Source organism: Ruegeria sp. YTSB088 (genome assembly GCF_059609825.1).
This window is the reverse complement of the sequence record NZ_JBXWMM010000001.1, coordinates 238,863-254,234: the sequence shown is the minus strand read 5'-3', so window position 1 is coordinate 254,234 and position 15,372 is coordinate 238,863. Positions and strand designations below refer to the sequence as shown.

Genomic DNA, 15,372 nt, shown 5'->3' with positions numbered 1-15,372 from the left:
TTCAAGCCGTCGCAAGCGCATCCGACAGAACCGAAAGAACCGCATCTTTCGGCACATCTGGCGTCACAAACGCCTCTCCGATCCCGCGCGCGAGAATAAACCGAAGCTGACCGTCCACGACTTTTTTGTCTTGCCCCATCAGATCCACCAGCGCGTCGGCACTTGGCAATTCGCCCGGAATATCAGCCAGATCCGTCTTCATCCCCATCGCACGCAAGTGCGCGCGTACCCGGCTTGGATCCTCTTGCGAACACAAACCCAGCCGAGACGACAGCTCAAACGCCAGCGCACAACCTATTGCCACACCTTCACCGTGCAGAAGGCGGTCAGAATAGCCTGTTGCAGCTTCCAGAGCGTGGCAGAACGTGTGCCCCAGATTGAGAAGAGCCCGGTCGCCTTGTTCGGTTTCATCCCGCGCGACGATATCGGCTTTCATTTGCACTGAACGCGTTACCGCGCGTACGCGGGCCGCCATGTCACCCGAGGAAACGCTTGGCCCGTTCGCCTCTAGCCAATCAAAGAATTTCGCGTCGCCAAGCAAACCGTATTTCACGACTTCGCCATACCCTGACAAAAAATCTCGCTGGGTCATGGTCCCCAGAACAGAGGTGTCGGCCAGAACCAGAGACGGTTGATGAAACGCGCCGATCAGGTTTTTCCCCTGAGGTGCGTTGATCCCGGTCTTTCCCCCAACCGAACTGTCCACTTGCGCCAGCAAGGACGTTGGAATCTGCACAAAACGAACACCACGCCGCAAAACCGCCGCTGCAAAGCCTGCAAGGTCTCCGATGACCCCGCCGCCCAAGGCCACGACGACATCCCGACGTTCGACTTTTTCAGCAAGCAACCACTCGACAGCGCGCTCGAAATGCGGCCAGCTTTTGGTCGCCTCTCCGGAGGGCAATGCCAGTGCGGTCATCTCGATCCCCGCAGCCATCAGCCCGGCGCGCAGGGTCTCAAGATGCAGACCGGCCACGTTTTCATCCGTCAAAACCGCCACTTTTGGCCGGGCCAGAAGTGGTGATATCCAGCCCCCTGCCCGCGTCAGAAGATCTGGACCGATTTCAACATCATACGAGCGGTCATCAAGGTCTACATGTACTGTTTGATGCATTTATTTGAGTTCCAAAACATCAGGGCGTGTCATCAGCGCGTCGACAACGCGGCCTGCCATATTTTCGATCGAGGTCTCGCCATCCGAATCCACAGCCAGATCTGCCTGAGCATAAACCGGCACGCGGGCCTCATAGAGCGCTTTCAACGTCGCATACGGATCGGCTGTGCGCAGCAGTGGACGTGTGTCTTTGTGGCGAACACGATTCCACAGAACATTCAGATCCGCCCGCAGCCAGACTGCAGCACCCTTTTCGGCAATGATGCGACGGTTTTCCGGCTGCAGATACGCCCCGCCACCCGTTGAAAGAATGCCCTTTTTCTCGTTCAGCAATCTCCCGATGACCTGCGATTCCTTGGCGCGAAAGAAAGGTTCACCGTCACGTTCAAAGATTTCCGGAATGGTCATGTTGGCGGCTGATTCGATCTCGGCATCGCTGTCCAGAAACGGAACGCCCAGACGGGCGGCCAATGCGCGCCCCACCGCAGTCTTGCCAGCCCCCATCATACCCACAAGAACCACCGTTTTGTGCAGTTCAAAGCCACCCTGTGTGTCTGCCGACTGTGTGTTATGCTTAATTTCGCTCATTTAACCGTGAATGACGTGATCTTGGGAAAAATGCCAGTTATAACTTGGCCAAAAGCAAAAATTGAGGCAGCGTGGCGCCATGGGCCGACTGATCAAATTCCTGATATATGTTCTTTGCCTGGGGTTCATTGGGCTGGTTGTCTATGCCTATGTCGGACCGTTCTTTGGCGCGGATTTTTCTGCGCCTCAAAGTGAAATCCGCGAACCGGTCGTATTGGATGTCGACTAAACAAGCGCTGTTGGCGATCCTTCTGGCGGGACCGGCACATGCGCAAACCCCGTTGTCTGCGATTGATTGGCTGGCGAATCCGCCGGAAAACCTGCCCGGAACGGTTTTGCTAGAACCGCCGGTGGCGCAGAATGGAGGATTGCCAGAGATTGAGGTGACGCCGCTTGAAGCGCTGTCACAACCGTTGGGCCTGGTTGCGTCGTCCATCACAGGGTTGCCAGTAGAATTGTGGCAAGGCAGCGATGCAAGCCGGCTGGCGGCCCTGATCGCAAGGACGCCCGTTCGCGACAACCCGGCGATGCAACGCTTGTTGTTTACGTTGCTTCTTTCAGAAACCCGCGCACCGGCTGGCCCTGATGCCCAAGAGGTCATGCTGCTGGCGCGACTGGACCGTCTGATGCAACTGGGCGCAGCAGATCCCGTTCAATCGCTGGTTCAGTTGGCCGGGCCGACCGATACACAGGAACGGTTTCAACGCTGGTTTGACGCGACGCTGCTGACCGGTGATGAGGATCGCAGTTGCACCGCCCTTATCGCTGAACCGCACCTGTCAAGGAACTACGCCGCGCAAGTGTTCTGCAAAGCCCGGCGCGGGGATTGGGCGTCGGCCGCGCTGACGCTGGAGGCGGCGCATGCCTTGGACATCCTGCCACCAGAAGACCTGGCGGTTCTGGATCGTTTTCTAAGCCCGGAACTCTATGAAGGCGCGGCTTATCTGCCTCAACCTGAAAACCCGAATCCACTGAGTTTCCGACTGTATGAGGCGATTGGTGAACGGCTTCCGACCGCCTCGTTGCCAAGAGCTTTTGCAAATGCAGATCTTCGGGATGTGGCCGGATGGAAAGCACAGATCGAAGCCGCCGAACGGCTTACACGCATTGGCGCTTTGACGCCCAATCATTTGCTGGGCCTTTATACCGAGCGGTCCCCGGCGGCGTCCGGCGCTGTTTGGGACAGGGTTGCAGCCATCCAACGTTTTGAAAGCGCGCTGGATACCCGAAACGCTGAAGCCATTGGAAAAACACTGCCACCGGTCTGGCAGCAGATGCGTGGCGTCGGGCTTGAAGTGCCCTTCGCCGAATTGTTTGCCAAGCGTTTGTCGAACACTACCTTGGCGGTGCCGGCGACTGAAAACCTGCGCTGGCGCATTCTGATGTTGTCTGACCTGTACGAACAGGCAGCACAATCCGCGCCGGACGACTCAATCGACACCCTATTCCTTGCAGCTTTGGCACAGGGTGATCCGGGGCGGGCGGTTTCTCCTTCTCCTTGGGCGGACGCGGTTGCTCAGGGATTTGAATGGGCGGCGCCCGTACCCAACGATATCGACGCCTTGCTCGACAACGGTCAACTTGGTGAAGCCATACTGGAAGCCATGCAACTGTTTGCGCATGGTGCACGGGGCAATCTGGTGGATCTGACCGCAGCAATCGCAACCTTCCGACGCGTGGGCCTGGAAGACACAGCGCGGCGCGCAGTGTTGAGCCTGTTGATCCTGCAAGAGCGTTGATGATGGGCTCCCCCGCAACAAACGAACTTTGGATTTCGACCTTCCTACAGGCTCAGGCGGCGGAACTTGGGGCGGCGACAAACACGTTGCTGGCCTATGGACGCGATCTGAAAGACTTTGCAACCTGGTTGCAGCACAGGGGATCCGGATTCGATAAGGCAGATCGTGATCAGATCGAAGCCTACCTGATCGACTGCGAGGCACAGGGCTTGTCGCGTTCCACCCGCGCGCGGCGATTGTCAGCCATCAAGCAGCTCTACCGATTTGCGTTCGAGGAAGGCTGGATCGAGACGAACCCCGCCATCCAGATCAAAGGTCCGGGACGGCAGAAGCGGCTGCCCAAAACGCTGGACGTGCCAGAAGTCGACCGCCTGCTTCAGGCTGCCCGACAAACCGGGCGCAGCAAGGCTGATCGCGTACGTAACACGTGTCTGATGGAAGTCCTTTACGCCACCGGAATGCGCGTCACCGAACTTGTGTCCCTGCCCGTTTCCTCGGCCCGTGGCGATCCGCGCATGCTGTTGGTGCTGGGTAAAGGTGGCAAGGAACGCATGGTGCCCCTGTCCCCTCCGGCGCGGGATGCATTGGCTGCCTGGTTGACCGTACGAGACGAAGCCGAAGATCAGACTGTTGAGAAAGGCGGTCAAAGATCTCGCTTTCTGTTCCCGTCGCGCGGTAAGTCCGGCCACCTGACGCGGCACAGGTTTTTTCTGCTGGTCAAGGAACTGGCCGTTCAGGGCGGCGTTTCGCCCGAAAAAGTCACCCCACATACCCTGCGTCACGCCTTTGCCACGCATCTGCTGGCCAACGGCGCTGACCTGCGTTCGATCCAGACTTTATTGGGCCACGCCGACGTTGCAACGACCGAGATTTATACTCATGTTCTGGATGAACGGTTGACTGAACTGGTGTTGCAACACCACCCGCTGAGCAAAGACCCTGACGAAGACAGGGGCTAAGCCCTTGATCCAGCGGGTCGGCATCCCCATAACGGATGCACCATCCTAACCCACCAAGGACCAATGGAACCTTCACCTTCTCTGATCGACAGCACATTCTGGTTTACGTCAGGTGCAATCCTTTTATTGCTCGTTTTGTCCGCCTTTTTTTCGGGTTCGGAAACAGCGCTCACAGCCTCCTCACGCGGAAAGCTGAGGGCACAAGCCGACAAAGGATCACGCGGGGCGAAAAAGGCACTCGAAATCACCGATGACAATGAACGCCTGATCGGCTCGGTTCTTCTGGGCAACAACCTTGTCAACATTCTGGCAGCCTCGCTGGCGACGGCCTTGTTCACTCGTTTGTTCGGCGAAAGCGGCGTGGCGTTGGCGACACTGGTCATGACTCTGCTGGTTCTGATCTTTGCCGAAGTGCTGCCCAAGACCTATGCCATCACCAATTCTGAAAAGGCCGCGGCGGCTGTTGCGCCGATCATCAGCGTCGTCGTGACGGTGTTTTCACCCATTGTGGCCGCGGTGCGACTGCTGGTGCGCGGTGTCTTGCGCCTGTTCGGCGTGCAGATCGATCCTGACAGCAACATTCTGGCTGTACGCGAAGAAATCGCCGGCGCTCTGCAACTCGGTCATTCCGAAGGTGTGGTCGAAAAAGAAGACCGCGACCGCATCTTGGGCGCGCTGGATCTGGGCGACCGGACGGTGGAAGAAATCATGTTGCACCGTTCGAACATCGAGATGATCGACGCCAATGCGGCCCCCGAGGAAATCCTGAAACAATGTCTGCAAAGCCGCCACACCCGCCTGCCTGTTTTCCGGGACGAGCCGGAAAACATTGTAGGCGTTGTACATGCCAAGGACCTCTTTCGGGCCATGTATGCGCAGGCAGGCGGCAGCGACGGCGGCACCGACCGTTTGGCCAGCTTTGACATCGGAAAAGTGGCAAATGCCCCGTATTTTGTGCCTGAAACCACCACGCTGGACGACCAGATGCGGGAATTTCTGCGAATGCACAGCCATTTTGCATTAGTGGTGGATGAATACGGGTCTCTTCGAGGTCTGATTACACTTGAAGATATTCTCGAAGAGATCGTGGGCGAGATTGCCGATGAGTTCGACATAGACGAAGAGGTCCCGGTCACCCGCACCGAAGATGGCCAATACCTAGTCGAAGGTGCCATGACCATCAGAGACATTAACCGTGCGCTGGACTGGTCACTGCCGGATGACGAGGCCAACACGCTGGCCGGCCTTGTGATTCACGAGGCGCAGATGATCCCGGTCGTCGGTCAGGTGTTTTCGTTCCACGGTTTCCGGTTCGAGGTCACGGCACGTGAAGGCAACCGTATCACCGGACTGAAGGTGCGCCCGCTATAACGGCTGCGATTTTTTTCTGAAATGTTCCGGGCGCTGCTAGACTGACTGTCATCAATTTTGCCAATCGATTGCAGGACAAACTCATTATGCCCAGCCTCAAGACGAAATTGCAGGACACAAAAGATCGACTCAGCTCGGTGGTATGTACGATACCTTCGGCGACCGTTACGCAGGCGCTGGCGGCATGCGGGGTCGACTCCGTGATTATCGATCTTGAGCATGGAGCAATCGACTATGCCTCGGCTCACGCTATGATTGCCGCAACTGCGGGAACAAGCTGTGCGCCGTTGGTACGCGTGGCGCAAAACCAGCCAGCGGACGTAAAGCGCGCTTTGGATTTGGGCGCAGAAGGTATCGTGTTTCCCCTTGTCCGAACCGTGGAAGACACCCGGAGCGCCGTCGAAAGCCTGCGCTATCCCCCCGATGGAACCCGTGGTTTCGGACCGTTTCTCGCGCAGTCGCGTTGGGGCGAAACTCTCACCACCTACCCAAGCGTTGTGGGCCCGGAACTAATCTGTTGCATACTGGTCGAAACGGTTGAAGCCCTTGAAAATATCGAATCCATTTGCGCTGTTCCAGGCGTGGATATGCTGATCATCGCACAGTTCGACCTGAGCACTGAGTTGGGCGTGATGGGCCAGTTTGATCACCCGGACTTTGTTTCAGCTGTCCGGAAAGTGGAAAATGCCGCCTTCAATGCCGAAATACCGCTGGGCAATGTGGCGCTGAACGAAGCGCAGGCAACCGATTTGTTTTCTCGCGGCTATCGTCTGGTCGGAGGTTTTGACGCACTTTGGCTGCGCGAGAAGGCTCTGCAAATCCAAAGCTGGTGCAAAACGTAACATACGACATCTGCTGTCGCTAACAGAACAGTAAAATCCGTATCGGCTCGACAGTTTTTCCCAAAACCATAGGGAGATACATCGTGAAAACCACCACCCGTGTCGCAGTTATCGGAGGCGGCGTTGTCGGATGCTCGGTTCTGTATCACCTGACAAAACTGGGCTGGTCCGACGTTATGCTGCTGGAGCGGTCCGAGTTGACCAGCGGATCGACATGGCACGCCGCAGGCGGATTTCACACGTTGAACGGCGACACCAATATGGCGGCGCTGCAGGGGTATACGATCCGGCTGTACAAAGAACTGGAAGAGATCACCGGAATGTCCTGTGGCCTGCACCATGTGGGCGGCGTGACACTGGCCGACAACCAGGACCGGTTCGACATGCTGCTGGCCGAACGCGCCAAGCACAGGTTCATGGGGCTGGAAACCGAAATCGTTGGCCCGGACGAGATCAAGCAGATCGCGCCCATCACCAACACAGACGGCATTATCGGTGCGCTCTATGATCCTCTGGATGGGCATCTTGACCCATCGGGTACCACGCATGCTTATGCCAAGGCAGCCCGCATGGGTGGTGCAACCATAGAAACTCATTGCATGGTACGTGAAACCAACCAACGCCCCGATGGGACCTGGGATGTGGTGACCGACAAAGGTACGATTCACGCCGAACATGTCGTAAACGCAGGCGGGCTCTGGGCGCGTGAGGTTGGCGCGATGGCCGGTGTCTATTTCCCGCTGCACCCTATGGAACATCAGTATCTGGTGACCGACTCGATCCCTCAGATCGGGGCGATCATCGACGCGGGTGGCGAACATCCACACGTCATGGACCCGGCCGGCGAAAGCTATCTGCGGCAGGAAGGGCGCGGTTTGTGCATTGGGTTCTATGAACAACCCTGCAAACCTTGGGCTGTTGATGGTACGCCATGGGAGTTTGGCCATGAATTGCTGCCCGACGATTATGACAAGATCACGGACAGTATCGAATTCGCCTATCGTCGTTTTCCGGTTCTGGCAGAAGCGGGGGTGAAATCGGTGATCCACGGTCCGTTCACCTTTGCACCCGACGGCAACCCTCTGGTCGGGCCGGTACCGGGCATACGCAACTACTGGTCGGCTTGCGGAGTCATGGCAGGCTTCAGCCAGGGTGGCGGCGTTGGCCTGACACTGGCGCAATGGATGATCGAAGGCGAACCCGAACGCGATGTCTTTGCCATGGATGTTGCGCGTTTCGGCGACTGGATCAGCCCGGGCTATACCCGCCCAAAAGTCATCGAGAACTATCAGAAACGCTTCAGCGTCGCCTATCCGAACGAAGAACTGCCCGCAGCGCGCCCCAACCGCACGACCCCGATGTACGACATCTTCACCGATCTGGGGGCGGTTTGGGGACAGCAATACGGTCTGGAGGTCGCCAACTACTTCGCGCAAGGAGACGAGCCGGGATATGAGACGCCTTCGTTCCGGCGTTCGAATGCGTTTGCCGCGACAGGTCGCGAAGTGCGTGCCGTGCGCGAGGGTGTGGGTATCAACGAAGTCCACAATTTCGGCAAGTATCGCATCTCAGGACCCAACGCACGCGGTTGGCTGGATCGGATCATGGCAGGTCGGATTCCGAAACCCGGACGACTGTCGTTGACCCCGATGCTGTCGCCCAAGGGCAAACTGATCGGGGACTTCACTGTTTCCTGCCTCAGTGAGACTGAGTTTCAACTCACGGCTTCCTACGGCAGTCAGGCCTTCCACATGCGTTGGTTCCAGCAGCACACACAGGACGGCGTGACGATTGAGAATATCAGCGACCGCTTGAACGGCTTTCAGATCGCGGGACCCAAGGCAATGCAGGTTCTGGCTGCGTGCTCCCGCGATGACCTGAGTGATTTCCGCTTCCTCGATGTGCGCCGCATGACCGTGGGCATGACGGAATGCATCGCACAGAGGGTCAGTTATACCGGCGATCTTGGATTCGAGATCTACTGCGATCCGATGGCGCAGCGGCAACTTTGGTGGACATTGTGGGAAGCGGGGCAGCCCCATGGCATGGTTCCCTTTGGAATGCGCGCAATGATGAGCCTACGTCTGGACAAGTTCTTCGGGTCGTGGATGCGAGAGTTTTCGCCCGACTACACCGCTGCGGAAACCGGGTTGGACAGGTTCATCTCGTTTCGCAAGAATGCAGACTTCATTGGTCGCGCAGCTGCTGAGGCGGACCGTGCCAAAGGCGCGACACGCACCTTGGTCGCTTTCGAAGTCGAAGCCGATGACACAGACGTCAACGCCTATGAACCGATCTGGTTGGATAGCGCAGTTGTTGGTTTCTGCACCTCAGGTGGCTATTCACACCACGCACGAAAGTCTGTCGCCATGGGTTTCCTGCCGTCTGAACGCGTAGCAGATGGGCTTGAAGTTGAGATCGAAATACTGGGCCAGATGCGCAAGGCAAAGGTTATCTCGACACCCTTGTTTGACGCTGACGGCGCCCGAATGAGGGGATGACTCGCGCCTGGGTCAACGGCATTGTAGCGAGATGATTGAGATTCCCATTATCATTCTGGCTGCGGGTCAATCCAGCCGCATGGGCGGCATCGACAAGCTGATGCAACCGATCAACGGCATTCCGTTGCTCGCCCGTTCCGCAAGCGTGGCCTGCGCTGTTGGGCCTGTGATCGTCGCCCTGCCCCCTGAACCGCATCCAAGATATGACGCGCTTGATGGCTTTGATGTTCAGATCGTTTCGGTCTGGGATGCGGCAGAAGGAATGAATGCCAGTCTGCGCGCCGCGATCCAAAAGCTGCCGTCGGATGCACCAGCCACTATGGTTTTGTTGGCCGATCTACCCGATCTGACCGAAACAGATCTGACCACAATTCTGAAAGCGCGACGTGCCCACCCCGACAACCTGATCTGGCGTGGAACAACCGAGGATGGAAAGCCCGGTCATCCGGTCGTGTTTGACAGATCTCTTTTCGATCAACTGTCACGGCTGAAAGGGGACGACGGCGCGCAGGAGATTGTGCGAAAATATCGGGACAGCGTGCATCTGCATCCCCTGCCCGCCCAAAATGCACGGTTGGATCTGGATACCCCGGAAGACTGGAAGGACTGGCGCGCAAAACACACCCTCTGAACAAACACGGCCCGGTCTAATCGACCGGGCCGGTGCCCAAAACAGGACTACCACTTTGCTCAATCTCCAAAGTGTGGCCAGTGTGCTTTCAGAAACACCCCGACTCCCAAGCAGCTAAACCTAAACAAGACCCCCTCGTTAACATGCCGCTATCACTTTTGGTGATCGAGTTAGCCGCCAGCGCCCCCTAGCGCTTTCGGCTCCCCTCACTTGGGCACCTTCATCCTCACTTATCCGATCGCGCGAAACAATGTAAAATTGGAAGGAAGGGTTAATTTGGGTCTACCTCGAATGGTTTTTGCGCAACATCGCGTTGCGTCAAGTTCAACCTTAAGGCGATTATTCCCTTTGGGAAACGGTAGCGATTCGGGATTAAGCGCAAACTTATTCACCAATATCCGCAGTCGAAAACATGTTTATTGTGTCAAGCCATGCCTCACACAGACTCACCCACAACCATTGGAAGAGCAGCCTTTTTCTCAATCTTTCGGAAGGATGATTGTCAACAAAACAAAACAAATTCAATGTTTTTGAAAGTTTGACGCCATTTTTAGCAACAATCCTCCGATTCGCTTTGGTCCGGATCGGTAAAAGCCCGCGAATCCCGATCGACGTCGGCCGTCACACAACACCGGCTTTGTGGCAAAATTAAGATTTATTAATTGATCAGTCAGGAAACGCCAATTCTGAGAAGGCATCTGTTGTCTCAACGCGCAGCCGCAACTGCGTGAACATAACAGGAGACACAAATGAGCATCCGCAAATCCTCGCTTCTACTTCCCCGCACTTCCAACTGGGCAGGTGCCAGCGCGCTCGGCGCGGCCCTTCTGGCAGCGACGGCCATGCCGTCCATGGCGGACGAGGCATTGGCTGATCTGGTTGAGACCGTTTCACCGTCGGTCGTAACCATCATCGCCGAACACGACGCAGTGCCGACCCCAGCCCAGGGTCAGAACTTTGACTTTGAAGGGCATCCCTTTGGTGAATTCTTCAAACGCTTCGGCGGCCCGGAAGGGTTCAACATGCCGCAACGTGGCCCGTCCCAGGGCCTGGGCTCGGGTTTTGTTCTGGATGAGGCCGGATACATCATCACCAATCACCATGTCGTCGACAATGCCTCGACCGTGACCGTGCGCCTCAGCGATGATCGCACCTTCGACGCCGAAGTGGTCGGAACGGACCCGCTAACGGATATCGCGGTTCTGAAAATCGACGCGGGCACTGACCTGCAAGCCGTGCAACTTGGCGACAGTGACACAATCCGCGTAGGTGAAGACGTGGTCGCCATCGGCAACCCCTTCGGCCTGAGCTCGACCGTGACCACAGGTATCGTTTCGGCAAAAGGCCGCAACATCTCGGAAGGTCCATATGCAGAGTTCATCCAGACGGATGCAGCGATCAACAAGGGCAACTCGGGCGGCCCTCTGTTCAACATGGAAGGCGAAGTTGTTGGCGTGAACTCGGCCATCTATTCGCCCAGCGGTGGGTCGGTCGGTCTTGGATTTGCCGTAACTTCGAACATCGTTGAACACATCGCAGCCGATCTGCGTGATGATGGGCAGGTCAGCCGGGGTTGGCTGGGCGTGTCGATCCAGAACGTTAGCCCACAACTTGCGGCGGCGTTGGGGATTGAGGCTTCCACGGGCGCGTTGGTGTCCGACGTAGTTTCAGGCAGCCCGGCAGACGGCGTCCTGAAGCAAGGCGACGTGATCCTGTCATTCAACGACGATGCCGTAGACTCCAGTGGTGATCTTCCCATCCTTGTGGGCACGACCAAAGTCGGCACCGACAGCACTCTGACCGTGTTGCGTGAGGGCAAGCAGAAAACAGTGTCCCTTACTGTTGGCCAGCATCAGACCGCATCGGCCGAGGCCGACAAACCGGTCGAAGCAGAAGTTGCAGGCACAACGCTCGGTGTTACCGTGGCACCGCTGACCGAAACGGTTCGGGCCGAGAAAGGTGTTGCCGAAAACGTCGAGGGCGTCGTCGTCACCGACCTGAAGCCCGACAGCCCCGCGGCAAAAGCCGGCCTGCAGCGCGGTGACGTGATCGTAAAGTTGGGCAATCAGGACACCTCCACACCGGACGCTCTGAAGGCGGCGCTGGACAGCGAAAAAACCGATCCTGCCCTGGTGCTGATCAATCGTGGCGGCAGCCAGATCTTCGTCGCGGTCGAACTGGCCTGAACCTGAACATGCGTGCGCTGCTTGATGGGGATTTCCGGCGCGCGCCTCACCCGGCGGATCAGAGTTGTCCACTGTCCGCCGGGCTTGCCGGGTGCAGGCCCAGCACCCGGCAAGAACTTCTCCTAACCATATGCTTTACCTGAAATTTGTGATTAAATATAAAAAGAAAGGAGCCCGACCATGAGCCGCCGTCTGTTGATCGTCGAAGATGATGCTGACACAAAGGACTTCATCGCCAAGGGTTTTGGCGAAGAGGGATACGTGGTTGAAACTGCGGCTGACGGTCGCGAGGGGCTGTACCATGCCACTGACGGTGGGTTTGACGCCATTGTTCTGGACAGGATGTTACCCGGTCTGGACGGGCTGTCACTGATCAAATCCATGCGGGCGGCCGGATTGAAAACCCCGGTATTGATGCTGACGGCGATGAGCGCGGTGGACGAACGGGTCAAAGGCCTGCGCTCGGGCGCCGACGATTATCTGGTCAAGCCATTCTCGTTCCAGGAGTTGCACGCCAGGATCGAGGCCTTGCTGCGCCGCCCTCAGGAATCCGAAGAGGCGCCGACATTGACCTGCAAAGACCTGCAGATGGATTTGTTGACCCGCAAAGTCACGCGCGACGGGCACGAGATCACACTGACACCGCGTGAGTTTCAGATTCTCGAGTTTTTCCTGCGTCGCAAAAACCGTGTGGTGTCGCGCACCATGTTGCTTGAAGGAGTTTGGGATTACCACTTTGACCCGAACACCAACGTTGTGGACGTTCATATCTCGAAATTACGGCGCCAGCTGGACGAAGGCGGTGACGCGCAGCTGATTGAAACCGTCCGTGGAGCGGGTTACATGATGTCCGATGGATAACCTTCGGCTTTCGTTAAACAATTCAAGAACAAGGCTGGTAGCAACCAGCATGATTCTGAGCACGATTCTGACAGCGTCTGTGCTCGCGTTCGTCTATGTGACCGCCAACCGAAGCATCGAAGCCGAGACCCGCTCGGTCGTATCAGCAGAGTTGACGGGGCTTGCAGATGAATACGAAAGGCGCGGGCTGATTGGGTTGATCACTGCAATTGAGCGCCGTTTGCCAAGTGCCGCAGAGCGGGACGCGCTCTATCTTTTGACAGATAGGTTGGGCCTCAAACTTGTGGGCAATCTCAAGTCCTGGCCGGTGAACATTGCCGCCGGAAGTGGTTGGGTAGACTTGGAATTACGCCGGGCAGACAATGATCAGCTCGTGTCCGTCTCAGCCGCATCGATCCGCCTGCCGGGCGGCGAGCGCCTTCTGGTTGGGCGGGATGCTGCGTCGCGCCAGCAATTCGACAGGGTTCTGTTTCGCTCAGTTGCCCTGGCGCTGGGGATTGCTTTGGTTCTGAGCGTCATCACCGGTTGGTTGTTCACGCGGTTGGTATTCTCGCGCCTCTCGGATATTGCCAGCACGGCTGAGAATATCGTTTCAGGCGATCTGTCAAAGCGGATGCCGCTGCGTGGAACCGGGGACGAATTCGATCAGGTTTCAGGCACATTGAACAACATGCTCGACCGGATCGAGGAATTGATCAGCAACCTTCGCACCACCTCGAATTCGATTGCGCATGATCTTCGCTCGCCTTTGTCTCGCCTGCGACAACGAGTTGAGGCCCTCTCTGAACCCGGCAAAAGCGATCTGGATCGCGAGATCGATATCGCACGGGCAACGGGTGAAATTGATCACGTTTTGCGCGTACTGGGGCAACTCACCGAAATCTCACGGGCCGAGGCCGGTCTGGGACGAGAGCAATTCGAAACCATCGATTTGCAGCAACTGGTTGGCGATGTTGTAGAGCTTTATGACCCGGTCGCCGCCGATCAAGGCGTGCAACTTGAAGTCAGGGGCTCTGCCCCTGCCATTCAGGGGCACCGGCCTCTTCTGTCGCAAGCTCTTTCCAATCTGTTGGAAAACGCCTTGCGTTACGCACCAGCAGATACCGCGATCACGATTTCTATCGATGCGCGCGACGGTCTTGCCCAGCTAAGCGTCAGGGATCGTGGACCCGGCGTTCCCCCCGAAGAACTGGATCGCCTTCAGCTTCCATTCGTGACACTTGACCCCGCTCGGACGGAACGCAATGCGGGTTTGGGCCTGGCTCTGGTCGCAGCAATTTCACATATGCACGGTGGGAAATTTGCCGCCCGGAACTGTGACCCCGGGCTGGAAACCACGATCAATCTGGCTCAACAGCGTTAATCCGGAACACCATTTATTGCCATGGTCTTGTTTTTATAGCGCGTATCGTCGGTGACATCCGTACCGAACCAATCCGGAGGGACGTATCTTGCGGCCTGGTCCTGTGAGGTGAATTCCACTTCCACCAGGCACAACGGTGCCAGATCTCCCGCGAAGACGTCCAGCTCAAATACCAGACCATCCTGCAATTGAGCGGTGTAGCGTATCTTCTCAACCCGCCGCCCTTCTGTTTCCGGCCAGAAGGTATCGAACTGTTCCGCAGTGATCTCGGCCTCGCGTTCCATCCGCACCAGGCCGCCGACACCTTTCAAAGTCAGGAAATACGCATCGTTTTTTTGCCTCAACCGCAACTCGGCGGAGTCGTCGGGCGCGGTCAGATAACCCTGTCGTACAACGGCTTTTTTCGCTTTGCTCAGGTCCGGCAGGTTTGCCACCAGAAACTTGCGTTCGATTTCTTTGCTCATCGGTTTGAAATCACTCCGCTCTCCAATTCCTCAAACAGTGCCCGGTAGGCAGCACTGGATACACTGCGCCCGGCAAAGGTACTGATCGGGGCACGATGCTGACCCATCTTTTCGATATCCGCAGCGAAAGGAACCGTCGTCTGCAAAAAGCGTTTTGGATACAGCTTGCGCATCGCCTCCATAGTTTCCTGATGCAAAACCTTTCGGTGTTGCACCATCGAAAAAAAGGCCCGCAGTTTTTTCTTGCGCAACTTGTGTTTGTCAAAAAACTCAACCAGCTGATCGAACGTCCGTTCGGACAGGGTTGTGGGAATGACCGGCACGACGATTTCATCGGCTGCCTTGAAGATATTCTCGGACAGGGTCGAAAAATTGGGCGGGCAATCCAGAATGATCACGTCATAATCGCTACCTGCGGCTTTCAAAGCTCTTTTCAACCGCGAACGTTTGTTTCGCATCCGCGACAGGAACACATCAAAATCACGAAAGGTCAGATTCGCTGGCAGCACGTCCAAACCTTCGAAATCGCTGGCCCGGATTGCCTTGGTAAACCGTTCCACATCTTCGAAAAACCGCGCATCCGTCAGCTTTTTCGAAGGCTTCACTCGAAAGTAGAACCCCGATGCGCCCTGGGGGTCAAGGTCACACAGCAGCACCTGTTGCCCCGCCTGCGCATATGCATAAGCCAGGTTCACCGAGGTTGCTGTTTTACCGACACCGCCCTTGTTGCTGTAACAGGCAATGATCTTCATT

14 protein-coding genes are annotated in these 15,372 nt (G+C 56.9%); 10 read left to right on the top strand and 4 right to left on the bottom strand.

Features of this window, described 5'->3' with window-relative positions; translation table 11 throughout:
• Position 1: 1 nt before the first annotated feature.
• Both aroB and AC2FFA_RS01250 read right to left on the bottom strand, forming a co-directional pair.
• On the bottom strand, positions 2-1,114 hold the full coding sequence (aroB, locus tag AC2FFA_RS01255) for a 3-dehydroquinate synthase (protein WP_496849479.1): 1,113 nt from the start codon (positions 1,112-1,114) through the stop codon (positions 2-4).
• Positions 1,115-1,702, bottom strand: a complete 588-nt coding sequence (locus tag AC2FFA_RS01250) for a shikimate kinase (protein WP_496849477.1) — start codon at positions 1,700-1,702, stop codon at positions 1,115-1,117.
• 79 nt (positions 1,703-1,781) lie between these two features.
• Between AC2FFA_RS01250 and AC2FFA_RS01245 the strand changes: the two genes are divergently transcribed.
• The 10 genes from AC2FFA_RS01245 to AC2FFA_RS01200 all read left to right on the top strand — a co-directional run bounded on the left by AC2FFA_RS01245 (position 1,782) and on the right by AC2FFA_RS01200 (position 14,155).
• Positions 1,782-1,931, top strand: a complete 150-nt coding sequence (locus tag AC2FFA_RS01245) for a hypothetical protein (protein ID WP_162896777.1) — start codon at positions 1,782-1,784, stop codon at positions 1,929-1,931.
• Positions 1,921-3,441, top strand: a complete 1,521-nt coding sequence (locus AC2FFA_RS01240) for a hypothetical protein (RefSeq protein WP_496849474.1) — start codon at positions 1,921-1,923, stop codon at positions 3,439-3,441. The genes AC2FFA_RS01245 and AC2FFA_RS01240 overlap by 11 nt, the downstream gene beginning before the upstream one ends.
• 2 nt (positions 3,442-3,443) lie before the next feature.
• On the top strand, positions 3,444-4,400 hold the full coding sequence (locus AC2FFA_RS01235; RefSeq protein WP_496849827.1) for a tyrosine recombinase: 957 nt from the start codon (positions 3,444-3,446) through the stop codon (positions 4,398-4,400).
• 63 nt (positions 4,401-4,463) lie between these two features.
• A complete protein-coding gene (locus tag AC2FFA_RS01230; protein ID WP_117869206.1) occupies positions 4,464-5,771 on the top strand; it encodes an HlyC/CorC family transporter in 1,308 nt (435 codons plus the stop codon).
• 86 nt (positions 5,772-5,857) lie between these two features.
• Positions 5,858-6,613, top strand: a complete 756-nt coding sequence (locus AC2FFA_RS01225) for an HpcH/HpaI aldolase family protein (protein WP_496671862.1) — start codon at positions 5,858-5,860, stop codon at positions 6,611-6,613.
• Between the two features lie 83 nt (positions 6,614-6,696).
• Positions 6,697-9,114 (top strand): GcvT family protein, encoded by a 2,418-nt coding sequence (locus AC2FFA_RS01220; protein WP_496849472.1) that lies wholly within the window; start codon positions 6,697-6,699, stop codon positions 9,112-9,114.
• Between the two features lie 31 nt (positions 9,115-9,145).
• Positions 9,146-9,745, top strand: coding sequence for a nucleotidyltransferase family protein (locus AC2FFA_RS01215; RefSeq protein ID WP_496849470.1), 600 nt, complete (start codon positions 9,146-9,148; stop codon positions 9,743-9,745).
• A 749-nt stretch (positions 9,746-10,494) separates the two neighbouring features.
• Positions 10,495-11,931 carry a DegQ family serine endoprotease gene (locus AC2FFA_RS01210; RefSeq protein WP_496849468.1) on the top strand — a complete coding sequence of 479 codons (1,437 nt, stop codon included), beginning with the start codon at positions 10,495-10,497 and terminating at the stop codon, positions 11,929-11,931.
• 180 nt (positions 11,932-12,111) lie between these two features.
• Positions 12,112-12,792: a response regulator transcription factor gene (locus AC2FFA_RS01205; protein WP_117869211.1), complete on the top strand. Its 681-nt coding sequence runs from the start codon at positions 12,112-12,114 to the stop codon at positions 12,790-12,792.
• A gap of 49 nt (positions 12,793-12,841) precedes the next feature.
• Entirely contained in the window at positions 12,842-14,155 is a 1,314-nt protein-coding gene (locus tag AC2FFA_RS01200; RefSeq protein ID WP_254683809.1) for an ATP-binding protein, read from the top strand.
• Here the strand turns inward: AC2FFA_RS01200 and AC2FFA_RS01195 are convergent.
• Both AC2FFA_RS01195 and AC2FFA_RS01190 read right to left on the bottom strand, forming a co-directional pair.
• A complete protein-coding gene (locus AC2FFA_RS01195) occupies positions 14,152-14,619 on the bottom strand; it encodes a CYTH domain-containing protein (RefSeq protein ID WP_117869213.1) in 468 nt (155 codons plus the stop codon). The genes AC2FFA_RS01200 and AC2FFA_RS01195 overlap by 4 nt on opposite strands.
• The gene (locus AC2FFA_RS01190; protein ID WP_496849465.1) at positions 14,616-15,371 is read right to left on the bottom strand and encodes a ParA family protein; all 756 of its coding nucleotides are present in this window, start codon (positions 15,369-15,371) and stop codon (positions 14,616-14,618) included. The genes AC2FFA_RS01195 and AC2FFA_RS01190 overlap by 4 nt, the downstream gene beginning before the upstream one ends.
• Between the last annotated feature and the right edge of the window lies 1 nt (position 15,372).

What these genes read in the sequence shown, in the direction of transcription:
- AC2FFA_RS01245 (WP_162896777.1), top strand. Translation starts at nt 1,782, where the DNA reads ATGGGCCGACTGATCAAATTCCTGATATATGTTCTTTGCCTGGGGTTC.
- AC2FFA_RS01235 (WP_496849827.1), top strand. Translation starts at nt 3,444, where the DNA reads ATGGGCTCCCCCGCAACAAACGAACTTTGGATTTCGACCTTCCTACAG.
- AC2FFA_RS01210 (WP_496849468.1), top strand. Translation starts at nt 10,495, where the DNA reads ATGAGCATCCGCAAATCCTCGCTTCTACTTCCCCGCACTTCCAACTGG.
- AC2FFA_RS01195 (WP_117869213.1), bottom strand. Translation starts at nt 14,619, where the DNA reads ATGAGCAAAGAAATCGAACGCAAGTTTCTGGTGGCAAACCTGCCGGAC.
- AC2FFA_RS01240 (WP_496849474.1), top strand. Translation starts at nt 1,921, where the DNA reads ATGTCGACTAAACAAGCGCTGTTGGCGATCCTTCTGGCGGGACCGGCA.
- AC2FFA_RS01215 (WP_496849470.1), top strand. Translation starts at nt 9,146, where the DNA reads ATGATTGAGATTCCCATTATCATTCTGGCTGCGGGTCAATCCAGCCGC.
- AC2FFA_RS01225 (WP_496671862.1), top strand. Translation starts at nt 5,858, where the DNA reads ATGCCCAGCCTCAAGACGAAATTGCAGGACACAAAAGATCGACTCAGC.
- AC2FFA_RS01200 (WP_254683809.1), top strand. Translation starts at nt 12,842, where the DNA reads ATGATTCTGAGCACGATTCTGACAGCGTCTGTGCTCGCGTTCGTCTAT.
- AC2FFA_RS01205 (WP_117869211.1), top strand. Translation starts at nt 12,112, where the DNA reads ATGAGCCGCCGTCTGTTGATCGTCGAAGATGATGCTGACACAAAGGAC.
- AC2FFA_RS01230 (WP_117869206.1), top strand. Translation starts at nt 4,464, where the DNA reads ATGGAACCTTCACCTTCTCTGATCGACAGCACATTCTGGTTTACGTCA.
- AC2FFA_RS01190 (WP_496849465.1), bottom strand. Translation starts at nt 15,371, where the DNA reads ATGAAGATCATTGCCTGTTACAGCAACAAGGGCGGTGTCGGTAAAACA.
- aroB (WP_496849479.1), bottom strand. Translation starts at nt 1,114, where the DNA reads ATGCATCAAACAGTACATGTAGACCTTGATGACCGCTCGTATGATGTT.
- AC2FFA_RS01250 (WP_496849477.1), bottom strand. Translation starts at nt 1,702, where the DNA reads ATGAGCGAAATTAAGCATAACACACAGTCGGCAGACACACAGGGTGGC.